The 25,677-nt window shown below is 33.4% G+C and carries 19 protein-coding genes; 13 read left to right on the forward strand and 6 right to left on the reverse strand.

Annotated features, from left to right (window positions below):
* Nucleotides 1-93: 93 nt before the first annotated feature.
* Both QLS71_RS15065 and QLS71_RS15070 read left to right on the forward strand, forming a co-directional pair.
* Entirely contained in the window at nt 94-3,615 is a 3,522-nt protein-coding gene (locus QLS71_RS15065; protein ID WP_308993747.1) for a molybdopterin-dependent oxidoreductase, read from the forward strand.
* Nucleotides 3,616-3,668: 53 nt separating this feature from the next.
* Nucleotides 3,669-5,096 carry a rubredoxin domain-containing protein gene (locus QLS71_RS15070; protein WP_308993746.1) on the forward strand — a complete coding sequence of 476 codons (1,428 nt, stop codon included), beginning with the start codon at nt 3,669-3,671 and terminating at the stop codon, nt 5,094-5,096.
* Between the two features lie 93 nt (nt 5,097-5,189).
* Here the strand turns inward: QLS71_RS15070 and QLS71_RS15075 are convergent, their stop codons facing one another.
* From QLS71_RS15075 to tsaD, 5 genes are all read right to left on the reverse strand, one after another.
* Entirely contained in the window at nt 5,190-5,690 is a 501-nt protein-coding gene (locus QLS71_RS15075) for a TrmH family RNA methyltransferase (protein ID WP_308993745.1), read from the reverse strand.
* A gap of 84 nt (nt 5,691-5,774) precedes the next feature.
* Nucleotides 5,775-6,419 carry a DUF4159 domain-containing protein gene (locus QLS71_RS15080; RefSeq protein WP_308993802.1) on the reverse strand — a complete coding sequence of 215 codons (645 nt, stop codon included), beginning with the start codon at nt 6,417-6,419 and terminating at the stop codon, nt 5,775-5,777.
* Nucleotides 6,419-7,126: a 16S rRNA (uracil(1498)-N(3))-methyltransferase gene (locus QLS71_RS15085; RefSeq protein WP_308993744.1), complete on the reverse strand. Its 708-nt coding sequence runs from the start codon at nt 7,124-7,126 to the stop codon at nt 6,419-6,421. The genes QLS71_RS15080 and QLS71_RS15085 overlap by 1 nt, the downstream gene beginning before the upstream one ends.
* Nucleotides 7,126-7,764: a peptidylprolyl isomerase gene (locus QLS71_RS15090; protein WP_308993743.1), complete on the reverse strand. Its 639-nt coding sequence runs from the start codon at nt 7,762-7,764 to the stop codon at nt 7,126-7,128. Before QLS71_RS15090 ends, QLS71_RS15085 begins: the two co-directional genes overlap by 1 nt.
* 167 nt (nt 7,765-7,931) lie before the next feature.
* The gene (gene tsaD / locus QLS71_RS15095; protein WP_308993742.1) at nt 7,932-8,954 is read right to left on the reverse strand and encodes a tRNA (adenosine(37)-N6)-threonylcarbamoyltransferase complex transferase subunit TsaD; all 1,023 of its coding nucleotides are present in this window, start codon (nt 8,952-8,954) and stop codon (nt 7,932-7,934) included.
* Nucleotides 8,955-9,114: 160 nt separating this feature from the next.
* Between tsaD and QLS71_RS15100 the strand changes: the two genes are divergently transcribed.
* The 9 genes from QLS71_RS15100 (at nt 9,115) to QLS71_RS15140 (ending at nt 20,976) form a co-directional block, all read left to right on the forward strand.
* Nucleotides 9,115-13,515: a translocation/assembly module TamB domain-containing protein gene (locus QLS71_RS15100; RefSeq protein WP_308993741.1), complete on the forward strand. Its 4,401-nt coding sequence runs from the start codon at nt 9,115-9,117 to the stop codon at nt 13,513-13,515.
* Between the two features lie 159 nt (nt 13,516-13,674).
* On the forward strand, nt 13,675-14,661 hold the full coding sequence (gene pfkA, locus QLS71_RS15105) for a 6-phosphofructokinase (protein ID WP_308993740.1): 987 nt from the start codon (nt 13,675-13,677) through the stop codon (nt 14,659-14,661).
* A 17-nt stretch (nt 14,662-14,678) separates the two neighbouring features.
* On the forward strand, nt 14,679-15,683 hold the full coding sequence (gap, locus tag QLS71_RS15110) for a type I glyceraldehyde-3-phosphate dehydrogenase (protein WP_308993739.1): 1,005 nt from the start codon (nt 14,679-14,681) through the stop codon (nt 15,681-15,683).
* Nucleotides 15,684-15,767: 84 nt separating this feature from the next.
* Nucleotides 15,768-16,637 (forward strand): BadF/BadG/BcrA/BcrD ATPase family protein, encoded by an 870-nt coding sequence (locus tag QLS71_RS15115; RefSeq protein ID WP_308993738.1) that lies wholly within the window; start codon nt 15,768-15,770, stop codon nt 16,635-16,637.
* Between the two features lie 198 nt (nt 16,638-16,835).
* A complete protein-coding gene (locus QLS71_RS15120) occupies nt 16,836-18,059 on the forward strand; it encodes an ATP-binding cassette domain-containing protein (RefSeq protein WP_308993737.1) in 1,224 nt (407 codons plus the stop codon).
* 80 nt (nt 18,060-18,139) lie between these two features.
* Nucleotides 18,140-18,706 carry a Crp/Fnr family transcriptional regulator gene (locus QLS71_RS15125; RefSeq protein WP_308993736.1) on the forward strand — a complete coding sequence of 189 codons (567 nt, stop codon included), beginning with the start codon at nt 18,140-18,142 and terminating at the stop codon, nt 18,704-18,706.
* A 75-nt stretch (nt 18,707-18,781) separates the two neighbouring features.
* Complete coding sequence (locus tag QLS71_RS15130) at nt 18,782-19,519, forward strand: SDR family oxidoreductase (protein WP_308993735.1); 738 nt, start codon at nt 18,782-18,784, stop codon at nt 19,517-19,519.
* A gap of 443 nt (nt 19,520-19,962) precedes the next feature.
* Complete coding sequence (locus QLS71_RS15135; protein WP_308993734.1) at nt 19,963-20,385, forward strand: hypothetical protein; 423 nt, start codon at nt 19,963-19,965, stop codon at nt 20,383-20,385.
* An 18-nt stretch (nt 20,386-20,403) separates the two neighbouring features.
* A complete protein-coding gene (locus tag QLS71_RS15140; protein WP_308993733.1) occupies nt 20,404-20,976 on the forward strand; it encodes a pentapeptide repeat-containing protein in 573 nt (190 codons plus the stop codon).
* Between the two features lie 276 nt (nt 20,977-21,252).
* On the opposite strand, the gene QLS71_RS15145 is transcribed toward QLS71_RS15140, so the two are convergent.
* Nucleotides 21,253-23,922: an SUMF1/EgtB/PvdO family nonheme iron enzyme gene (locus QLS71_RS15145; protein WP_308993732.1), complete on the reverse strand. Its 2,670-nt coding sequence runs from the start codon at nt 23,920-23,922 to the stop codon at nt 21,253-21,255.
* A gap of 423 nt (nt 23,923-24,345) precedes the next feature.
* Between QLS71_RS15145 and QLS71_RS15150 the strand changes: the two genes are divergently transcribed.
* Both QLS71_RS15150 and QLS71_RS15155 read left to right on the forward strand, forming a co-directional pair.
* The gene (locus QLS71_RS15150; protein ID WP_308993731.1) at nt 24,346-24,921 is read left to right on the forward strand and encodes an alpha/beta hydrolase; all 576 of its coding nucleotides are present in this window, start codon (nt 24,346-24,348) and stop codon (nt 24,919-24,921) included.
* On the forward strand, nt 24,894-25,418 hold the full coding sequence (locus QLS71_RS15155; RefSeq protein WP_308993730.1) for a GNAT family N-acetyltransferase: 525 nt from the start codon (nt 24,894-24,896) through the stop codon (nt 25,416-25,418). The genes QLS71_RS15150 and QLS71_RS15155 overlap by 28 nt, the downstream gene beginning before the upstream one ends.
* The last annotated feature ends 259 nt before the right edge of the window (nt 25,419-25,677 follow it).

The following is a 25,677-nucleotide window of genomic DNA, read 5'->3' on the forward strand; positions in this document are numbered from 1 at the left end:
TAAAACAAGCATTTTACCGTATTTGTAATAATACATACAGCGCTTGTTTGGTGTTGGTAAATTGCCTTAATTCGTATTAAAACGCAGGTGTAAATGTTTAAGAAGGAAGTAAAAACAACGTGTTCGTATTGTGGGGTTGGTTGTGGTATTGTTGTTAAAACAGACACGAACAATCAGGTTTTTGTGGAAGGGGATAAAGACCATCCTGTAAACCACGGCATGCTTTGTTCTAAAGGCATGAACTTACATTACGTAGTTAATGATACTTCCGATAGAATTTTATATCCTGAAATGCGTTGGAGCCGTTCGCACCCCCGTGAGCGTGTGAGTTGGGACGATGCTTTAGACCGTGCGGCGCGTGTTTTTAAATCGATTATTAAAAAACATGGTCCAAATAGTGTGGCTTTTTATGTGTCTGGACAAAGTTTAACCGAAGAATATTACATTGCCAACAAACTTACTAAAGGCTTTTTAGGAACGAATAATATTGATACGAATTCGCGTTTATGTATGAGTTCGGCAGTAGTAGGGTATAAGAAAACCTTTGGAGAAGATAGTGTGCCTATTTCGTATGAAGATATTGAGTTGGCGGATTGCTTTTTAATTACCGGGGCCAACCCTGCGTGGTGCCACCCGATTCTTTTTAGACGTATTGAACAACACAAGGAGAAAAACCCCGAGGTTCAAATTATTGTGGTGGATCCACGAAAAACGGATTCGGCTAATTTTGCCGATTTACACCTGCAGTTAATACCAGGAACCGATGTGATTTTATACAACGCCATTGCGAGATGCTTGTATAAACGCGGTTTAATTGATGAAGATTTTATAAAAAACCATACCGAAGGATTTACAGATTATAAAGAACAGATTTTTGGAACCTCGCTTAAAGAAGCGTCCAGAATATGTGGGGTTCCAGAAACTGATATTCGAAAAGCAGCCGATATGATTGGCTTATCGAAAGGGTTTATAAGTATGTGGGCGATGGGACTTAACCAAAGTGTGGTGGGCACCGATAAAAACACCGCTTTATTAAATTTATCTTTAATTACAGGACAAGTTGGAAAACCGGGTTCGGGGCCGTTTTCGTTAACGGGACAGCCGAATGCGATGGGCGGACGTGAAGTAGGCGGGATGGCAAATCTTTTGGCGGTTCATAAAGATTTACAGAATGAAGAACATCGGCGGGAGGTGGCTCAGTTTTGGGGCGTTGATAGTATTTCACCCAAACCAGGGTTAACAGCCACCGAAATGTTTGATGCTTTAGAGTCTGGAAAACTAAAAGCTATTTGGATTGCCTGTACCAACCCATTGGTGAGTTTACCCAATACGAACCGCATTGAACGGGCTATGAAAAATGCGAAGTTTGTGGTGGTTCAAGAGATTTCTCATAAATCGGATACCGTGGCTTTTGCCGATTTGGTGCTTCCTGCTGCTGGCTGGTTGGAAAAAGAAGGGACGATGACGAACTCTGAGCGTCGTATTTCCTATTTACCAAAAGAAATTAACGCACCAGGAGAGGCGAGACCCGATGTAGAAATTTTCTGTGATTTTGCACAGCGCATGGGTTTCCGAGGTTTTAACTTCAACAGTGCCGAAGAAATATATGATGAGTATGCTTCCATGACGAAGGGTACAAAAATGGATGTTTCCTTTTTAAATTACGATCGATTAAAGAATGAAGGCACCTTCCAATGGCCTGTACCAGAGTATAGGCATGTAGGGACACCCCGACTTTTTGAAGATAAAAAATTCTATACGCCCTCGCAAAAAGCGATTTTTAATGTGGCGAAAAGTATTGTAAATACCTCGTTATTGCCCAATGAAGACTATCCGTTGGTTTTAACAACAGGTAGAGTGCGCGACCAATGGCATACCATGACTAAAACCGGTAAAGTGTCGCGTTTAAAAACGCATTATCCAACCCCTGTTTTGGAAATAAACCCGGTGGATGCTTTTTTGAACAAACTAAAAGATGGCGATATTACCGAAATTAAAAGTGAAAATGGTGTGGTTCGCGTGCGCGCCAAAGTTACCGAGAACATTGTAAAAGGCTGTGTGTTTTTACCCATGCATTGGGGAAAACAGTTGCAAAGCGATTTAAATAGAGCCAATAATTTAACCAACACACATGTAGATCCTGTTTCTAAAGAACCTGATTTTAAATTTACCCGGGTATCGGTTTCAAAATATAAAAAACCAGTCGAAAAAATAATTATTGTGGGAGCAGGCGCTGCAGCATTTCGATTTGTTCAAAATTATAGAGAATCGAATGAGGTTGATGAAATTCACGTATTTTCAAAAGAACCGCATTTATTCTATAACCGCGTATTACTGCCAGAGTATGTTACCGAAGAATTATCATGGGAACAACTTCTTAAAATAAAACAAAAGGAATTAAAGAAATTAAATATTAAACTGTATCCTGAAACGTCTATTACCAAGATTGATTCGAATGCCAAAATTGTTACCGATACAAATGGCGTGCAACACAGCTTTAATAAGCTTATTTTAGCAACGGGAAGCCGTTCTTTTATTCCTAAAGACGTACAAATAGATTTGCCAGGGCGTTTTACCATGCGTAATAAAAATGATGCCGACACCTTTAAAGCCTATTTAGAAGCTACAGGTTTGCCGCCAGAAGAACAGCACATTGTTATTGTAGGTGGTGGCTTGTTGGGCTTGGAGTTGGCAGCAGCCATGAAGCATAAAAACGTAAAAATCACGATTATTCAACGTGCTTCACGACTTATGGAACGTCAGTTAGACAAGATTTCTAGTAAATTATTGGCTTTAGATGTGCAAGAGCGTGGCATTCAAATTTACTTTGATAATGAAGTAAGCACGGTGTTTGATGATGAAGATACGGGCGAATTAAACATTACCCTTAAGAGTGGTAAATTTATAACTGCCAATGCCATTGTGTATGCTATTGGCACCATTCCTAATATAGAAATTGCCAGAGAAAACGGTATTGTTTGCAGTCGTGGGGTGAAGGTGAATCAGCATTTACAGTCTTCAAACCCCGATATTTTTGCTATTGGAGAAATTGCTGAATTTAACAATCAGTTATTCGGAATTACCTCGGCTGCGGAAGAACAAGCAGGTATCTTAGCCAACTTTATTGCCGGCGATATTAGTTGTGCTTATAACGGTTCGGTGTTGATGAATATTTTAAAATTCAACGACCTGAATTTGTGTAGTATTGGGGAGATTAATGTCCCGGAAAACGACGATTCTTATGAAGAAATTATTTTCACAGACATCTCCAAACGCTATTATAAAAAGTGTATTGTTAAAGACGATTTGTTGATTGGGGCTGTTTTAATGGGTGACAAAAATGAGTTTGCGGAATTTAAAACCATGATTGAGAGCAAGATTGAAATGTCTGATAAACGAAATACCTTATTACGAGGTTCGTCAAACGATGTGCCCGTTATTGGAAAATTAGTCTGTTCCTGCAGTCAAGTGGGTGCAGGAAATATTGAAGAAGCTATACAAGGTGGCTGTACCAATTTTACAGAACTGTGTAATAAAACAGGTGCAGGTTTGGGCTGTGGTAGTTGTAAAACAGAGGTAAAGGAAATTCTAAATAACACCAAGGTATTGGCTTAATAATTTAGTTTCCTGCAAAGTTTCCAAAACCGTGTAGGTATAAAAAAAGTAAAATGAAAGAATCGTGTAGATTGCTAATAAATGGCGGTGTATTATCTCCGGGAGAGTTAAAATACATTTGTGAAGCCGCCGAAAGTTTGGGTTTGGATAGTATTTCCTTTGGTTCAAGACAGGATATTATATTCCCCGAACCTGTAGCTATTGAAAAATTAAAGACTTTCGATAAGCTTCAAATGGTGGTTTCAAATAATAATAGGAGTGAAAACATGGTGTCGTCCTATGTGTCATCTGATATTTTCCCTAGTACCTCGTGGCTTACGGGCGACCGGTATTTATATATTTTAGAACAATTTAAACACGAATTAAAATTACGTGTTAATATTACGGACCCGAAACAACGTTTAGTGCCTTTATTTACAGGCCATATTAATTTTATAGCTTCTGAACATGAAGACTATTGGTATCTGTATATCCGGCTTCCCGATTGGAAAAAAACAGTGATGTACCCAGCACTTATCTATAGCTGGGATTTAGATAAAGTGGAGTTGGCTATTGAAAATATGTTGCAGGAAGAACCAGAAACGGTTGAAATGATTTTTGATTTGGTGAGTGATGCCATAGATACCAATAACAGAACCGTAGATAAACCTTTGGAAGTCCCTTTTTACCCCTTTCCTTATTATGAAGGTATGAACCGCATAGGGGACAAGTATTGGTTGGGGTTGTATTGGCGTAATAACCGCTACGATGTGTCGTTTTTAAAAGCCATGTGCGAGTTGTGTGCCGAAAATAAAATTGGAAAAATATCCATTACGCCTTGGAAATCCTTTATAGTGAAGGGGATTCCGTTACAATCAAAATTGCAATGGGAGAAATTCTTGGGTAAATTTGGTATTAATGTGCGCCACTCCATGCTTGAGTTAAATTGGCATTTGCCAGTGAATGATACCGAGGCATTGAGTTTGAAAAAGTACTTGGTGACTAATTTCGACCAGAATGATATTAGTACTTATGGTTTGACCTTTGGGTTGACCAATTATGCGAGTAGCGCTTATTATTTCACCTCGGTGGTGATTGAAAAGAACAAACAACCCGAAGCGTTAAGTGGTTTTGTAATTCGAGATACTTACAATTTATTATACGCTAAAAATTTCGACCCAAATACGCGCGATTACATCATGCATGTACAAGATGTAGATAAAGTGGAATTGCCTGGGTTGTTAATGGAATTGAGTCAGTTGTATTTTGAGCAATTAGGAACCGAGCGAGAAGAAACGATTGTAAAACAGGTGAAAAAAGAAAACTCAGAAGAAAATGTGTATCAATGTAAAGATTGCCTAACTATTTATAATGAAGTGTATGGAGATATCACTCAAAATATTGCACCAAATACCACCTTTGAAAGTCTTCCAGATACATATGAATGTTCCCTTTGTGAAGCACCAAAAAGTAGTTTTGAAAAGAAGGTGTTGGTAAAATAGTTGGGAAAAACGATTTGAAATGGACTTTGTTATCATCCCACCTATATGTTCAATAAATTGAAGAGGTTTCGACTGCTCTTAAACTGACAAAAATCACAAAAGCTGTTTGGTAATTTCATAGAGTGCAATGTTTGTGGCTTGCACCACATTCATGCTACTGTTTTGTCCGAACATATCAATATGCACCACAACATCCGAATTATTTAAAATAGCTTCTGAAACTCCAAAATTTTCATCACCAATTACTAAAACGATGGGTTTTTCTACGGAAAATTGTAGGGTATGAATGGGTTTACTGGAAGAGGTTATTTCCAACGATATAATTTGATAGTTCTGTGCTTTTAAATCTTCCACCACTTTTATTGCCGATTCACAAATTTCAAAATCGACCACTTTTTCGGTTGCTCGTGATGTTTTAGAGACTTTTCGTCCTATAGAAATATGGTCACCACAAAGTAGTAGTTTTTTAACCCCAAAAGCATCTGCCATTCGAAATAAACTCCCAATATTTGGCGCATTCGTCACGTTATCACATACTAATATAATGGGAAAGCTGCGTTTTTTAAAATGGGTGGTGTAGTGGGTGAGTTGCAAGGGTGCTTAGTTGTTTAGTTGTTGATGCGTTTAATCGTAAAGTTAAATTTTTGCTAATTGCTAATTGCTAATTGCTAATTGCTTTCAATGCTCAAATGCATATTTAACAATATTAGCGCCCATTTTCAATGCTTTTTCTCTAACATCAGCAGGGTCGTTGTGTACTTCGGGGTCTTCCCACCCATCACCTAAGTCACTTTCAAAAGTAAATAATAACACGAGGCGATCTTCAAAATAAATACCAAAAGCTTGTGGGCGTTTGCCATCATGTTCATGAATTTTAGGTAATCCGTTCGGGAACTTATAAACAATATTAAAAATATCGTGGTTTGAAGGCAATTCTACCAATTCCTTATCTGGAAACACTTTTTTAAGTTCTTTAGTAATATAAGGTTGCATCCCGTAATTATCATCAATGTGTAAAAATCCACCAGAAATTAAATAATTACGTAAGTTTTCAGCATCGGTGTCGCTAAAAAATACATAGCCGTGACCTGTCATATGTAAGAAAGGAAACTGAAAAATATCTGTACTACCAACTTCCACATCTTGAGGTTTTGGGTTTATTTTAGTGGCTATATTGTTGTTACAGAAAGTGATTAAATTACGTAAAGCTGTTGGATTGGCGTACCAATCACCACCACCTTTGTATTTAACCAAGGCTATTTCTTGAGCCGAAAGTGTAAAAAGTATCAAGTTGAAAGTTAAAAGTAAAACGGCTTTTTTCATCATACTTCATTTGTAAATGCTACCGAATGACACGCTACAATCGCAGCCGTTTCAGTACGCAGTCTGGTTTCACCCAAAGTTACGGGAATAAACTTGTTTTTAAGAGCCAATTCAATTTCTTTGGTGCTAAAATCGCCTTCCGGACCAATTAAAATGGTGATGTTTTGTTTCGGATTCAGTTGTTGTTTTAACGATTTTCTATCGGTTTCTTCACAATGCGCTATAAATAAAGCGTCACTAAAATCTTGTTTTATAAAATCTTTAAAACTAATGGCTTCATTAAGTCTTGGCATATAACAACTCAGCGATTGTTTCATCGCCGATTGCAAAATTTTCTCAAAACGCTCAAGTTTTATTATTTTACGTTCGCTGTGATCGCAAATAATAGGGGTGATGCTATCAATGCCAATTTCAGTCGCTTTTTCTAAAAACCACTCGTAGCGATCGTTCATTTTGGTAGGTGCTACCGCAAGATGCAAATTATAATGACGTTTGGGTTGTTCTGTTTTTGAAATGATGGTTACAACACATTTGTTAATATTAGGAATGGCAACTTCGGCTGTAAATAACCAACCGTTGCCATTCGTAATGTGTAATACGTCTCCCGTACTTTTCCGAAGTACTTTTACAATATGCTTGCTTTCTTCTCTTTCAAAAGAAAATTGCGTGGTGCTTTCGGTGATATCTGGATTATAAAAAAGTTGCATTAATCGAGTGCTTCTACAATTTTTAGTACTTTAATTTCTGAAATATCTTTTGGTTCATGGGTTTTTAATATCACATAATACCAGTTTTTGTCAGGAACATCTATAGTGAATATATCATTCAAATTATGATTGCCATATATAATTTTGTTTTCAAATCCAGGATGCATATCACCTTGTGTAAACCAGCCTATATCGCCACCTTTATTACCGTTTTTATCCATAGAATAGCGCTTTGCTAAATAATCGAAAGACTCTCCATTTTTGTAGTCTTTAATTATTTTAGTTCTTAAAGTATTTAATTCGTTTATACTGTATTTTGTACCATCCAAATAAACATAAGCCACTCTGTAATAGGTTTTTTTCGTTTTTTCAACAACTTTATAAATTGTTTTATTGAAGTTGGATCTTACGGTTTTAATACTTCCTTTAGAAAGCTCAAAAAGTTCTTTAGCAAATATGGTTTTGTGCTTTTCTTCATTAAAAGTAATCAATTTATTTTCTTTTGATTTTTTTAATGCGAGATATTCATTAATCTGCTCGGGTGTTTCAATAAATTCTAATTCTTTTTCGGTTGAACTTTGGGCATTTAGAAAAGCAGAAATACTAATGATTGCTGCAAAAAGTAATTTTTTTATCATGGTTTGGGGTTTAAATTCAGTTTCAAATTTAAACTTATTCTTTAAAGTCCTTTTAAGAAGCCATTATAAGTTTTTAAGAATGGATTGTTTACAACTTATTTACTTTTTGTGATTTATTCGAAATAGATTAAAATGTATAAAAGTTGCAATTTATATCCTGCTAAATATTAAATCTTTAACCTAGCGGAAGCTGACACATTTTGTTCTGAGAAATCACCATCTAAATATTTTAAATACCCAACAATGGCAATCATAGCCGCATTATCGGTAGTAAATTCAAATTTTGGTATGTAGGTTGTCCATCCAAATTTTTGCTCGCCATCTTTTAAGGCTAGACGAATACCAGAATTTGCCGAAACGCCACCACCAATAGCAATGTGTTTAATACCCGTTTGTTTGGAAGCAAGTTTCAATTTATCAATTAAAATCCCAATGATGGTATATTGAATGGAAGCACAAACATCATTTAAGTTTTCTTCAATAAATTTAGGATTCGCTTTGGTTTGATTCTGAATAAAATAAAGAATAGCTGTTTTTAACCCAGAAAAGCTAAAATTCAATCCAGCTACTTTTGGTTTTGTAAATTTAAAAGCTTTCGGGTTTCCTAATTTGGCACGTTTATCAATTTCTGGTCCTGCGGGATAACCTAAACCAAGAATTTTCCCACTTTTATCAAAGGCTTCACCAACAGCATCGTCAATAGTTTCACCAATAACGGTCATATCAAAATAACTATCAACTTTAACAATTTGGGTATGCCCGCCAGAAATGGTCATGGCTAAAAACGGAAAAGGTGGTTTGTTAAACCCATCTTCATCAATAAAATGTGCTAAAATATGCCCCTGCATGTGGTTTACATCAATAAGCGGAATATCCAATCCATAAGCTAACGATTTAGCGAACGAGGTTCCAACCAATAACGACCCCATAAGTCCGGGACCTCTTGTAAAGGCAATGGCATGCAATTGTTCTTTGGTTATATTGGCTTTTTTTAAGGCTTGCGAAACCACGGGCACAATGTTTTGTTGGTGTGCTCTGGAAGCTAATTCGGGTACCACACCACCATATTCTTCATGTATTTTTTGGTTCGCAACAATGTTGCTTAAAATACGTCCATTGTGTATAACAGAAGCGGCTGTATCATCGCAAGAAGACTCAATTCCTAGAATATAAATATTTTGTGAAGGCATTACTTAAATTTAGGCATAATAATTGTTAATTTTGAAACAGAATTAAAGTCTAATGCAGTACTTTTATTCGTAATTGCAAAGGTAATGCATTCTTAATAAATCCATAACTTTAAAAAGTATCAAAAAAGCATTCAAAATAGCATATAAAATAGCAGCCATATTGTTGCTGCTTTTCATCATTTTGGTGTTAGTGTTTTCTATTCCTGCTGTTCAAACCCGTTTAGGTAAATATGCAACAAAGCGCCTTAACGATGAGTTTAAAACCAATATAAATATTAATAAAGTGAGCTTGCAGTTAAATGGTGATGTCGAGCTTAAAAATATTTATATTGAAGATTATAAGCAAGATACTCTTATAAATATAGCCGAATTAAATACATCCATTATAAGTATAAGCAATTTAATTAATGGTAAATTGACTTTTGGAGATATTGATGTGGAAGATTTGGTTTTTAATATTAAAACGTATAAAGGGGAAGTAGAAACCAATTTAGATGTTTTTGTTCATAAATTTGAAGACGATAATCCAAGAAAAACGGCGAGCACATTTTTATTATCGTCTAGTGATGTATCTATTTATAATGGTATTTTTAGATTACTCGATGAAAACAGAGAAACCACACAATTATTAGAGTTTACTAAGCTAAATATTAATGCCACTAATTTTTTAATTAATGGAAGTGATGTGAGTGCTAGAATAAATACACTGGCTTTTAACGATAGCAGAGGTTTGGTTATGAAAAACATGATGACCGATTTTGCCTATACACTTACAGGTATGACCTTTGCTAATCTAAATGCTAAAACACAACATTCGGTTTTAAAAGGCGATTTAAATTTCTCTTACGATAGAGAAGATTTACAATATTTTACCGATAAGGTTTTGGTGACCGCCAGCTTTAAGGATTCTAATATTTTTTTAGATGAAATTAATGTGTTTTATAACGAGTTTGGGCAAAATCAATCGGTTGAATTAAGTGTTGATTTGTATGGAACTTTAAATAATTTACAAACCATCAACTTAAAGTTAAATGCCAACAGTAATACAGAAGTTGATGGTGATATTATTTTTAAAAATCTGTTTAACAAGGAAGAAGGAAATTTTTACATGAATGGAAATTTCCGAAATTTATCTTCTAATTATAAAGATTTAAAAGCAATGTTGCCCAATATTTTAGGGGCTTCCATTCCATCATCATTTGATAAATTAGGAAAATTCACTATTGTAGGAAATTCGCAGGTAACGGCTTCAACAGTTCATGCAAATATTCAAATTGATACCGAATTAGGTTATGTAGACTCCAATTTACAAATCTCAAAAATAAATGATATTGATAATGCATCCTACAGCGGTAAGGTAGCCTTTGAAAGTTTCGATATTGGAACCTTTTTAAACGATCCCCTTTTTGGGAAAACTTCATTAAATTTTGATGTTAAAGGTTATGGTTTTACTGCAAAAAACTTAAATACCCAAGTTAAAGGTGATGTATATGAATTAGAATTCAATAAGTATAATTACACAGGAATAAAAGTAATAGGAAATGTTAGGAATAAAATTTTTGACGGGAATTTAATTGCAAACGATAAAAATTTAAGATTAAACTTTTTAGGACTTGTGGATTTTTCTGAAAAAGTAAAGAAATATGATTTTGAAGCGCATGTTGATTATGCCAATTTAAAGACTCTTAACTTTATAAAGAAAGATAGCTTATCTCATTTTAGTAGTAATGTTAAAATGAATATGAATAGTAGTAGTCTTGATGATGCCTACGGAAAAATTTCTTTTAAAAACACGGTTTATAAAAATCAAAACGACACATATTATTTTGATAAATTTGATTTAACTTCTAGATTTGAAGATGATATTCGTCTTATAGAAATCAAATCGCCCGATATCATAGAAGGTGAACTTAAAGGGCGTTTTATTGTTAATGACATTAAAAAGCTTTTTGAAAATTCTTTAGGATATATTTACACCAATTACATTCCGCACAAAATAAAAACCAATCAAAGTATTGATTTCAATTTTAAAATTTACAATAAAATAGTAGAAGTATTTTACCCAGAAATTGAGTTGGGAAAAAACACTTATATAAAAGGGAGAGTTGAGAACGATCAAAGACAATTTAAACTCACGTTCAAATCACCCCAAATTAAATTACTAGATTATTTCGCCAATAATATCGAATTACAAGTAGATAATAGTAATCCTCTTTTTAATACTTACGTAGAAGTAGATAGTTTAAAGACAAAGTATTATAATGTTTCTAAATTCAGTTTAATTAATGTTACCGTAAACGACACGCTATTTATGCGTTCGGAGTTTACAGGCGGTAAACGTAATACGGATATTTATAACTTAAGTTTCTATCATACTATTAATAAAGAAAAAGAATCGGTTATAGGGTTTAAAAAATCGGACATCACTATAAAAGATAATATGTGGTATATTAATGAAAGGAAAGACAGTTTTAATAAAATTTCTTTCAACAACACATTTACAAAATTCAATATCGATAATTTTGTAATTAACCACGGAAAGGAAGAAATTAAACTGTCAGGCTTTATAAAAGATTCCACACAAAAGGATTTAAAACTCGATTTTAAAAATGTTGATCTTATTAAAATCGTTCCAGAAATAGATAATTTAAAGTTAGCAGGAAACGTTAATGGTAAGTTAGATATACTACAAAAAAATGGCAATTATTTGCCAAATTCAAATATAGTTATAGATAACCTTAAAGTTAATGATGTCGATTTTGGATCTTTTGATGCCCATATTAAAGGCAATCAAAACTTAACTAATTATAATGTTGATGTTACCATAAAAGACGAAGTGAATAAAACATTTAGGGCTATAGGAGATATTAATGTAAGCGGAAAACAATCAAACATTAATGTAAATGTAGAATTCGACGCTTTTAATTTAAAACCTCTAAACCCTTTTTTAAGTAATGTATTATCTAATATAAGAGGACTTGCCACAGGAAAAGTAAATGTAGTAGGTAATCTAAAAAAGCCAAATATTAATGGAGACCTTATTTTAGATAAGGCGGGTATGGGGGTGCCGTATCTTAATGTCGATTATCAGTTTGCCAACAACTCTTCGGTTACCCTTAAAAACCAAAGTTTTATTTTTAATAAGGTTCAGCTAACCGATACAAAGCATAAATCTAAAGGTCAGGTAAATGGTTCATTAAGCCACGTGAATTTTTCAAAATGGCATTTAGATTTAAATTTAAGTACGTCAAAATTATTGGTTTTAGACACTAAAGCCGCCGAAGACGTTTTGTATTATGGTACAGGTTTTATAGGAGGTAGGGCCAGTATTTCAGGTCCCACAGACCAGTTGGTAATAAGCGTTGTAGGAGAAACAAAACCGGGTACTTTCTTTAAAATTCCGTTAAGTGATACCGAATCTTTTGGTGATAACACCTATATACATTTTATAACAAAAGAAGAAAAGGAAGCCAGAAGGTTGGGAAAAGATGTTGTTTTTGATGAAATAAAAGGACTTGAATTAGATTTTGATTTAGATCTTACCGAAGATGCCGAAGTTGAAATTATCATAGATAAAAACTCTGGACATTCATTAAAAGGACGTGGTCGGGGAGGTTTATTAGTAGAGATAAATACCAATGGTAAATTTAATATGTGGGGAGATTTCTCGGTATTCGAAGGGGTTTATAATTTTGCATATGGTGGTCTTATTCAAAAAGAATTTTCAGTACAACCTGGTGGTACGATTGCTTGGGAGGGCGACCCACTAAAAGCACAAATAGATATGCTTGCTATTTATAAAACACAAGCCAACCCATCTCCATTATTAGATAATCCAATTAATAGAAGTATTCCAGTAGAATTGAATATTAGCCTAACAGGCGATTTGGAACGCCCCAATCCCATATACGATTTTAAGTTTCCTACCGTAAGTTCTACCGTAAAATCTGAATTGCAATACAGGCTAGAATCCGACAACGATAAACAAAACCAAGCCTTATATTTATTATCTACAGGCTCTTTCTCTAGAGGGTTAAGCGAGCTTAATTTTTCTGGTACTATTGCAGAACGACTCAATGGTATTATTAACGGAATATTCACTACAGGAGATAGTAAACTTAATATTGGGTTAAATTATGAAGCAGGCCAAAACAGGCCAGATTACCAAACCGATGATCGTTTTGGGGTTACCTTACAAACCCAAATTAGCGATCGCGTAATTATTAATGGAAAAGTAGGTGTGCCAGTAGGTGGTGCTGGTGCATCAGAAACCGTTATAGCAGGCGACGTAGAAATAAACTTTTTGTTGAACGATGAAGGAACTTTAACGGCCAACGTATTTAATAGAGAAAACAGTATTCGTAATTTTGGAGAAAAAGTAGGTTATACACAAGGTGTGGGACTTTCGTATAGTGTAGATTTTGACACCTTTAAAGAATTGCTTCAAAACTTTTTTAAAAGCGCTAAAAAAGAAGAAGAAATTACTATTGAAACAGAAGCAGAAAAAGAAACTAATATCCTTCCGGAATTTATAAAATTAAAGCCTACTTCACAGAAATAATTTTCACAATATGATACGAAATCAGATATGTTTTTAATTCTAAACTATTTATTTTTCGTTAACTAAAACGTTATAGTTTAATATGTTTCATAAAATAGAATAAATGCTAGCGATATATGGTTTTTGTTTAGTAATTTTACCTTTGAAAATTTAAATTTAATGTCAAAAACAATAAAAAAAATTGCTGTTTTAACATCGGGAGGTGATTCTCCAGGAATGAATGCAGCTATTCGTGCTGTCGTTAGAACATGTGCTTACCATGAGATTGAATGCTTTGGTGTTTATCGTGGCTATGAAGGTTTGATCGAGGGCGATTTCCAAAAAATGGATGCTAGAAGCGTAAAAGGCATCATAAATAAAGGAGGTACATTCTTAAAATCAGCACGCTCCAAAGAATTCCGTACAAAAGAAGGCAGACAACAAGCATATAATAAATTAATTGAGGCTGAAATTGATGGATTGGTAGCAATAGGAGGGGATGGAACTTTTACAGGTGCTATGGTGTTTAACCAAGAATTTGGTTTTCCAGTTATAGGCATTCCAGGTACTATTGATAATGATATTGTAGGAACCACAAATACTTTAGGCTTCGATACCGCTTTAAATACGGTTGTAGATGCTATTGATAAAATTAGAGATACAGCCAGTTCACATAACAGATTGTTTTTTGTAGAGGTTATGGGGCGCGATGTAGGACATATAGCTTTAAATGCTGGTATTGCTGGTGGAGCCGAAGAAATATTAATACCTGAAGAAGATTTAGGTTTAGATCGCTTGGTAGAATCTTTAAATAGAAGTAGAAAATCGGGAAAAACATCAAGTATCGTCATTGTTGCTGAAGGAGATAAAATTGGAAAAAACATTTTTGAGTTAAAAGATTTTGTTGATGAAAACTTAGAGGGCTACGATGTACGTGTATCTGTTCTTGGGCACATGCAACGTGGTGGAGCTCCATCGTGTTTCGATCGTGTTTTAGCAAGTAGAATGGGTGTAAAAGCTGTTGAGTCTTTATTGGAAGGAAAATCAACTTATATGGTTGGTTTACTTAATGGTAAAATGGAGTTAACTCCGTTAGAAAAAGCCATTAAAGGAAAAACAAAAATAAATTTAGAATTACTGCGTGTCTCAGACATTATGAGCACTTAACATTTATAAACAAGATTATGTCAAAATTAAAATTAGGAATTAACGGATTTGGTAGAATAGGTAGAATTGCTTTTAGAGTAGCTGCAAGCAGACCAGAAATTGAAATAGTTGGTATTAACGATTTATTGGATGTAGAGCATTTAGCTTACTTATTAAAGTATGATTCAGTACATGGTCGTTTTAACGGTACTGTAGAAGTAAAAAACGGTAATTTAGTAGTAAACGGAAATGAAATAAGAATTACTGCAGAACGTAACCCAGAAGATTTAAAATGGGATGCTGTTGGAGCAGAAGTAGTTTTAGATTGTACTGGTATCTTCACAACTTTAGAAGGTGCTCAAAAGCACATTACGGCAGGTGCTAAAAAAGTAGCAATTTCTGCACCATCGGCAGATGCGCCAATGTTTGTAATGGGTGTGAATAATAAAAAAATAACAGCTGCAGATACGATTGTTTCTAATGCATCTTGTACAACTAACTGTTTAGCGCCTTTAGCTAAAGTTATTAATGATAACTTCGGAATTATTGAAGGTTTAATGACAACGGTTCACGCAACTACTGCAACTCAATTAACTGTTGATGGTCCTTCAAGAAAAGACTGGAGAGGTGGTCGTAGTGCTTTAGCAAACATCATCCCTTCATCTACAGGTGCTGCAAAAGCAGTAGGTAAAGTAATTCCAGAATTAAACGGAAAATTAACTGGTATGGCTTTTAGAGTTCCAACTCCAGATGTTTCTGTAGTAGATTTAACAGTTAGAACTGAAAAATCTGCAACATGGGCAGAAGTGAAAGCTGTATTGAAAAAAGCGTCTGAATCAGGAGATTTAAAAGGTGTTTTAGGATATACTGAAGAAGCGGTTGTATCTCAAGATTTTGTTTCAGAATCTATGACAAGTATCTTTGATGCCGATGCGAGTATTGCTTTAAATGATAATTTCTTTAAATTAGTATCTTGGTACGATAATGAATTTGGATACTCAACTAAATTAGTTGATCTTGCACAATATATTAGTAAAATATAAGTAAAGAACATAAATTATTAATGACTCCACAGATTTATTGTAAATTAAATACAAGAGTCTGTGGAGTTTTTTATTTAAAAGCACATGATTTTAATTGTTGATAGTGGTTCTACAAAAAGCGACTGGATTGCGGTAGATAATAATGGGAAAAAACTTCTAGAAAAGTTACGCACCAAAGGTCTCAATCCCGAGATTTTAAAAGCGGACAAAATAAAAAAGATAATTAAGAAAAATCCCGACCTAAAAGCGCATAGAAAAGAAGTGACTCACGTCTTTTTTTATGGAGCGGGCTGTGGAACAGATCGTGCTAAAGATATAGTCTATAGTGTTTTAAAAGAAGTCTTTTTAAATGCTATTGTAAAAGTTGAAGAAGATACCATGGCTGCGGTTTATGGTACCATCTCACACGATACCGAAGCCGCTGTAGTTTGTATTTTAGGAACAGGTTCTAATTGCAGTTATTTTGATGGCAGCGTGCTACATCAACGTGTACAATCGTTAGGCTATATTTTGATGGATGATGCCTCAGGAAATTATTACGGAAAAGAATTAATTAGAGATTATTATTTCAACCTGATGCCAGAAGCTATCAAAGTGGCATTTGGTAGTAAATACAATATGGAAGCCGATTATATTAAATACAATATATACAAGCAACCAAACCCTAACGCGTATTTAGCAAACTTTGCTGAGTTCATCTTTTTAAACAAAGATTCTGAATACATTGTAGAGCTTATTAAAAAAGGAATTCGGGTGTTTGTAAAAAATTACATCATGCAATATACCGAGGTTATTAAAACCGTTCCTGTGCATTTTGCAGGTTCTATTGCGTTCTTTGCCCAAAAAGAAATTAAAGAAGTGGCAGATGAAATGGGCTTTACAGTTGGTAATTTCGAACGCAGACCTATTGAAGGTTTGGTAGCTTTTCACACCAAAAAGCTACAAACTACATAATAGCCTAAGTGCTATTATTAAAATATAATTTTTAATCCTGCAAGGTTTCCAAAACCTGCTAGGTATGCAACCTAAAATCATATAAAGGTTTTTAAATTAAGATAGACCTCACAGGTTTTTAAAACTTGTGAGGTCTTTTTTATGAAGTCACTTTTTTTAAATTTTATTTATTAGTTTAGAACGCAAAAAGCAACCAGTTTGAAAAATCACATAGCCATTTACATTTCAAATAATGATGATAAACTTCTGCTTATAGAACGCATCATTTCAGGAAGTACATTTAAAGAATTAACAAACTTAAAGTACGCTCTCTTTTCAGAAATCACACTGAATAAATTCATTGAAGAAGAAATGATTCATGGTCAATTTGATGTGCAAACCGATACAAAAAACAGTTTACTGCATTCTTCAGAAGGGGAACGTAAAAAAGCATTACTCCATCACATCATTTCACAAAATCCCGATTATATTATTACCGACAATGTGTTTGGCAATTTAGATGTAGAAAAACAAGCAGCCATTGAAAAAACATTAACGACATTGAGTAATAAAACACTCATTGTTCAAATAACCAATAGAAAAGAAGAAATTCTGCCCTTTATAAATAAAGTTTATACAGTAGAAGGCCATGCGCTTGTGCCATTTAATAAACAAGTAGCTAAAGATATAAATACCCCAATACGTTTTGTGGAAGCTTTACCAAAGCCCTACCGTCCTATAGCCGATAACATCAATCCCTTAATTAAATTCAATAAGGTATCGGTTGCATATCAAGATCGGCCTATTTTAAATGCCATTTCCTGGGAAATTAAACGCGGCGAATTTTGGCAATTACTAGGCGCTAATGGGGCGGGTAAAAGTACCATGTTAAGCATGATATATGGCGATAATCCCAAAGCATACGGACAAGATATCACCCTATTTGGAGTTAAAAAGGGGAGTGGTGAGAGCGTTTGGGATATAAAAAGGAAAATTGGTTATTTTTCTTCGGAAATGCTACGTGGTTTTAAACGCTTAGATTCTATTGCAAATATGATTGTGTCTGGTTTTTTCGATTCGGTTGGGCTTTATAAAGAACCCACCAACGAGCAAATTAATATTACCGAGCAGTGGCTGCATGTTTTAAATATGTATCCTATTAGAAAACAAAACTTTTTAGAGCTATCCAAAGGACACCAACGTCTGGTATTAATAGCCAGAGCCATGGTAAAACACCCACCATTACTTATTTTGGACGAACCTACTAACGGATTAGACGATTTTGATGTGAACCTGTTCACAGAACTCATCAATAAAATAGCCAAAGAAACCGATACCGCTATTTTATACGTATCACACCGAAAGGAAGCGGGCTTAAATCCGGATTTTATGTACCAACTCACTCCAAACCCAACAGGCTCCACAGGAAAACAAGAATCTTAATTAATAGTATTTATATCTTTTAAGAGGTTTTTTTACCAAATGATAAATTATCAAAATTTAGTATTTACTAACTTGCGATTATGAAAGAATTGATAGAATATATATTGCAATTTGGCACACTAAACAAACAACAAATAGATCTTATAATAAGTAAATCAAAAGAATTAACCCTTCAAAAAGACGACTATTTTTCTGAAGCAGGAAAAGTGCCCAAACAAGTTGGCTTTGTTGTAAAAGGAGTTGTTCGTGGTTGTTATTATAACAACAAAGGAGAGGAGGTTACACGATGCTTTATTAGTGAAAATAGTTTGATGGTAGACTATGTCAATTTTGAGGCAGATACAGTTTCTTCAGAATATTTGCAGGCTTGTACCGATTGCAAACTCGTTGTGTTTTCAAAACAAAATTGGGAAGAACTTTCTCAAATTATCGTTGGTTGGGACCACATAAAAAACAAAATGGTGCAAATATGTATGTATGAAAAATCTAGAAAAGGTCCTGTAATTTCTCAAGATGCTACGACACGTTATTTGGAATTTATGGAAAATTATCCATCACTTATTAACCGAGTTCCATTAATACATATTGCATCTTACTTAGGTGTCACACAGCAATCATTAAGCAGAATACGCAAAAACATTCGTTAATCGCTTTTTACCATTAGGTAAACCATTTCATTTTTATAAGTAGCAATTTTGTATTGTTAATTTAAATTATTAAAAATGAAAACAGTATTGATTACAGGTGCCAATAAAGGCATAGGTTTTGAAACAGCAAAACAATTATTGCAAAAAGAATTTTACGTTTTTCTCGCCAGCCGAGATTTAAAAAAAGGGAAGAAAGCCGTTGAAAAATTAAAACTGGAAGGATTAACCCATGTAGAAGTGGTACAATTAGATGTTACGGACGAAAATTCGGTTAAGACTGCTCGAGAAGAAATTGGAAAAAAAATAACATCCTTAGATGTTCTCATCAATAATGCTGGTGTCAATGGAGGTAGTCCGTACACCGCACTTAAATCGAGTTCAGACCAATTTATGTTAGCGTTTAATACCAATGTGTTTGGGGTCGCAAGAGTTACCCAAGCATTTATGGATTTATTACGAAAATCGCCTGAACCAAGGATTGTTAATGTAAGCACTAGCGTAGGTTCTCTGTCGCTGCAAAGCAACCCCAGTTGGCCAGCTTATGACTTTGCAAAATATGCCGTTTATGGTTCATCAAAAGCAGCTTTGAATATGTATACCATACATTTAGCTTATGAGTTACGTGATACTGACTTTAAAGTAAATGCCGTTTGTCCTGGTTATACAAGTACTGATTTCACTTTCCAGAATGGTGGAAAAGTAGAAATTGCAGGAAATCGAATTGTAAAATATGCATTGATTGACAAAGACGGTCCAACAGGTACATTCTTTAGCGAAGAAACGAACCCTGAAACAAGTGAAATTCCTTGGTAGCAGAAACAACAAACCGCTAACAAATACACATATAAAAAATAGTGGTTTAGGAGCAAGCCAGAACCGTTTTTGTTTTTAATAAAGCATATTGCTTATCGAAAAGTGAGCATTTTATGGTAGAACAGCCACCATTATTTATTTTAGACCAACCTACCAAACCCAACAGGCTCCACAGGAAAACAAGAATCTTATATTAATAGGATTTATATCTTTTTTAAGAGAGTATTTTATACACAATTAATTTTATCTTTACCAGGTAACGCTAACTAAAACATATCATACCTTCACTTATTTACAAAGTATGAGAAATAAAAATTGTTATATACCATAGTTAATGGTAATTAGTAAAAATGATTAAACAAGTTATAATATTGTCACTTTCAATAATATTATTGAATGGTATCTCGACAAAAAATATCACTTGTAAAAATCGAAAAGAGCACATGAATTTTAAAAATATTACCAGTCAAATTGATACTAATGAATTTGAAAAAATAAAAACATTTATACTCAAGAATGGTGATAAAATGACTTATAGAAACTTTGATAGTAACAACCCTCATTATAAGTTTGAGAATTGTGATGCCTTTTTAGGTTCAGACATAGGACAAAAAAACATTCATAATGATCCTGAAATTTCTGATTTCAACCAACTTACTATAGCAGACTGGAATTCTGATGTTAAATATTATGAATTAATTATAATCAGAAAGGGAAGTTTAAAAGAAAATAAAGCTTGGGTTAGGAAAGGAATGAAAGAGAATCACGTTTACCTGGTAGATGATGATGGCAAAGGATTGGAATTAATAGAAAACAATTTGCCAAATTATCTAAAACGAATTAAAGAAGAAATAAATAGCCACTAAGACATTATAATAAAAGGAATGGAAGTACTCACGCATTATAATAAATCTTTTAATAAAATAGTTTACGCTCAAAAAGAAACGAAAAATAGAGAATTCGATACTTGCAATTTTATAAACTGCGATTTTTCAAATAGTTTATTTCTGTCATGTTTATTTACCAATTGTGTTTTTACAAGCTGCAATCTTTCAATTACAAAATTCAATCACTGTCAATTAGATAATATCACCTTTAAAGAATGTAAATTATTAGGAGTGAATTTTAGTAGTTGTAATGACTTTCTCTTTTCATTAAAATTTGATGCTTGTATTTTAGACTGCTGTTCCTTTGCTAGAAAAAAAATGCAAAAAACCCCTTTTATTAATTCATCTGTTAAAGATGTAGATTTTTCTGAATGCGATTTAACCCATTCTATATTCAAAAACGCCGATCTCACCAATACTATTTTTAGTAACACCAATCTTAAATCAGTAAATTTTCTTACGGCTAAAAATTACACTATTGATCCGGAACGGAACAGCATTTCTAAAGCGAAATTTTCCTTAGAGGGTGTCCTAGGATTATTAAATAAATATGATATTAAAATTGGATAAAGCCAGTTAACTAAACACGTTAACCAATTTAATTGAGAATTTATAGCCTTTTACTATTGAGAGTCATTATACACAGTTGTGACACCATAAAAAATAGACAAAAAAAGTGTTTATAATAACCAAATCAAAATTTGCAACAGATTTTTGGAATGGTAAATAATAAAAATTTCTCAAAACTGATTATCCTTGAATAATTCTTCATATTAACTAATATTACAACAGAAAATTTAATGCAACCGAAAATGTATTAAAACGGAATATGTAAATTACTATTAATTAACGAATAATTATTTTTGTAGATAAAACACTAGATTCAGATTTAATAACAATAAAAAAAACACCTTTATTCTTAAGGGAAACTTTTAAACTATTCTTTATATTATTTTCATATACTAATTGACCAGATATATTATAAATATTGACCTCTCCTTTACCTTCATATTTTATAAAAAAATCTTCATTTATTTTAGAAGGATTAGGATAAACTATAAATTTGTTTCTAGCTAATTCTAAGTCATCAATACTTAAAGATTGTTCTTGTAATACAATTGTTTTTATTAAATTATCTTCAGTTAAAATAGCAGATCCCGTCGCTTCGTAAAAGCCAACCTCTTTAATTACATAATTGTATGTACCAATAGTAAAGTTGTTAATTTGAATTTCCCCATTAGTATTTGTTATATAATCTAAACCATTAAAATTCACAGATACACCATTTAACGGGTTTATACCATTTGTAACTAAAATAGTGAAATCAAACATAGTTATTTCCTGTTCTAAAACAAAGTCATTATATATAGAGTTTTCAGTCAAATTATTTAATTCTATAATTCCTGTATTATTTGTATAACCATTTAAATAAGTGCTAACTTTACCAGACCAACCACCTGTTAAAGAAGTGGAATAATTTCCATTAACATCAGTTAATACTGATGTAGGAAACCCTAAAACAGAAACATTTGCTAGTGGATTTCCTTGAGTATCTGTAACAATTCCACTTACCGTATAATCTGCAGATTTTACTAAACGAAAGCCAGTTGAATTCATATATTGTTCACCAGAAAGTCTAAACCTTGTTTTATTTCTAAAATATGGAGGAGCATCTAAACGAAAATCTCTACCTCTTGTTACATGCCCAAAATTATTATAAACAGTATTTATTGGATTAATGGTGGGGCTATTTGCATAGTAGTTTGGGTTATAATAATCTTCACATATTTCCGAAACATTACCCGACATATCATAAATACCTAATTCGTTTGGTAATTTTGTACCAACTGAAGCGGTTGAAGCACTTGATTTAACAGCTACATCATCAACATTATTACTGCCACTATAGGCATAACTCAAACTTTTATTACCTCCTAATGCCGCATATTCCCATTCGGCCTCTGTTGGCACACGGTAATTCCCTAACCATTCACCATACAGCTTTGTACCTGTATAATACATCCATCGAATGGGATGATTTGCATAATTGGCATCCAGTTCAAAAGATGTACCGTTCCAAATAATTGGTGAGTCAAAATTAGGTTCATAATCAATATTTGCTCGGGTACTTAAATCTCTTGTGGCATCAAAAATTTGACATAGTGCTTGTTTCCCTTTATAGGATGCTCTTCTATAACTAAAGGCTTTATTTCGATGAACCCGAAAATCGGTAGGTTCAATTACAATATCATCAAGTATACTATTTAAAAAGGCTACATATTGGGTATTCGTTACTTCGTATGTCCCTATTTTGTAATCACTTAATGTAATCGGATGTGCGGGGTTTTCGTTCGATATGTCCATATAAAGCGGATCTCCGTTAATTAAAACACCTATTTGAATTTGAGAATGTTCAGATTGCCCCATGGTAAATGTGCCACCTTCAACATTAATCATTTCGGGTTGGTCAATAGGTCTGTTTTTCCAACAAGTAAAAGACCAGATATTGGATGTTGTTTCGTGCCCAAAATTATCTTTTGCAACTACTTTCCAATAAATTTCATCATAAGTGTTAAACGTATGTAAAAATGTTGTTTTAGAAATATTTGAGGCAATTAATGTTTGTGGGTTACTATTTGCATCTGCATAAACATCATACAGAATGGGCTCATCATCCGCATCTGTACTTACACTCCAAGAGAAATTAACCTGAAACCCTCTATTGGTAGCGTTATCTTGAGGAGTAGATAAAGAGAATGCTGTAGGGGCATCATTTTGATAATTTTCTACTGTAAACGATGCGGTATTAGAACTAACAGACGCATTGGCACCTTCATAACCATCTATTGCTTGTATATACCAAATGTAGGAGGTATAATCTTTTAGAGTTGTTGAAATGGTATATGAAGTTTCTGTAGTTTCTGTTAAAAGGCTAAAATTACTTCCAGGATGGTCTTCTTTAAAAAATACACGATAGGTTATTGGGTCATTATCGGCATCTATACTTTCAGACCATGACAAAGTAGGTTTTGCATTTACATCTGTTAAGCCATTTACAGGTGATAATAAATGTGGTGTTGTAGGCAACGTATTTTCTCTAATGGTTGTAAATGAAAATGTATCACTAATAGATAAAACACCATTTGTGTTTTTTGCAACAACTTTCCAATAATACGTGGTTTTATAATTTAAGGTTATCTGTTTAAAAAAAATACTTGTAGGTATTGTATTAACACCATCTATTATTCCTCCTTGAAGAATATAAGTATCAGTATCAATTTCTCCATTTGTACTTGGAGTTAAATCACTGTAATATAAAATAGGGTTGGAATTCGTACCAAAGTACAAATCATAACTCACATTACCTCCTAATATATTTGTATCTTCAATCCATTCTAAATAAATTTGGTCAACCACTAAAAAATTAGCATTATCAGTAGGGGAATTTAATGTTACTTGTGAGAAACTGAAAATAGAATAAAGTGTAAAGAAAATAAAGATTAGTTTTTCTTTCATAAGACTATGTATAATTTATTTTATTTAGATGGTATAAGCCATAAATGGTTGCGTTCTTTTTTTGTAAAATTACAAAACTATAGAATTTTTAATTATTTTAAAAAGTTCTGCAAAGATCTCTAATTCTTATATAGGGATAGGAATAATGACAATTATTAGTCACTTTTATAAAACTAAAATCAAGCAAATTATTTTTCATTTAGTAGTTTTTCTAAATATTCCATTTTATCTAGTTTAGATTTAATAACCAAGCGCTTTAAGTCATTGGATACCTAATTAAAAAGTAATATATTGCATACATAAACGATATAATTGCAATAAGATTAATTTATTGTGGTTATACCTATCGTTAGCGGGCATTGCAAAAACGCTGAATAAAAATTATAATTAATTAAATGAGTGGCCATTACAAATCTGTCAAAAATGAAACCCATAAAAATTTTATTCGCTCATAGTGGTGGTGGACAAGGTAGCGTAGGACAAGGAAGTTTTGATTTAGTAACGTACTTAAAAAATGAATTGGGAAACGAATTTGAAATTCTTTACCCGATAATTGATGACCCAGAAGCTCCAACTTATCAAATGTGGAAAAATCTTTTCACAAAAGAGTTTAAGAAAGCTAGCCAACCTACAATCCTTATTGGGCATTCATTGGGAGCTTCAATGCTGCTTAAATTCATTTCAGAAGAAAAACCAAATGTTTTGATTTCAACGCTGTATTTAGTTGCCACGCCATTGTGGGGAAAAGACGGTTGGGATGTGGACGAATTTGTACTCAAGGATAATTTTAAAAATGAACTCAAGCAAGTTAATAAGATTTTTCTCTATCAATGTAAAGACGATTCAATTGTTCCTTTCAAACATCTGAATTTCTACAAAAAATCTTTTCCAAAGGCCACCATAAAAGTTTTGAATGGGACAGACCACGCATTTGCAAACGGACTACCTGAATTGGTTGATGACATATTACTATGCAACAAGACAACGAAAAAATTATAAATACAACAATGGATGATTTTCCAGCAGTTCTTTGGCTTTTTGAGGAAGCCATGAAATTGCAGGGACAAAATGGCTATAAAGTTTGGAAAACACTTGATAAAGCAGGTTTGGTGAATGACATTCAACACAATCTTCAATATAAAATAGTGAGCAGAAATGACATTCTTTGTGTTTTCAGCGTTCAACTAAACGACCCGCTAATATGGCACAATCGTGACCAGAATGACGCAATATATTTACATAGAATAGTTGTTAACCCAAATCATAAGGGGCAAAAGCAGTTTGAAAAAGTCATGAATTGGGCAATAAAATATGCTCGGCAACATAATTTAAAATTTATAAGAATGGACACTTGGGCTGATAATGGTAAAATAATTGACTATTACCAATCATTTGGGTTTAGGTTTATTGAAAATTACAGGACAACAAATGCCCCGGAACTTCCCATTCAAAACCGTAATTTGAATGTGGCTTTAATGGAGATAACAATACCATAAAAGTAAACAACGACCCGCTAACAATGTATATGAAAAATGGGCGAAATAGGAGTGAATTCAAAGCTTTTGGTTCGTATCAAATTTTGTGATTAACCGAAAAATTTGCACTTTGAAACTGTCTACTTTTCATATACCAATGGCTATAATTAATACGGGTATTGGTGCTTAATCCAAAGTTTAGAGCTTTTAACAAAGTCCGCCAAATCTTTTGATTTGGCTTTAGAACAAAAAAGATAAAACAAAATAAAAAGTTTTGGCT

The sequence above is a fragment of the Mariniflexile litorale genome, from assembly GCF_031128465.2.
Taxonomy (GTDB): domain Bacteria; phylum Bacteroidota; class Bacteroidia; order Flavobacteriales; family Flavobacteriaceae; genus Mariniflexile; species Mariniflexile litorale.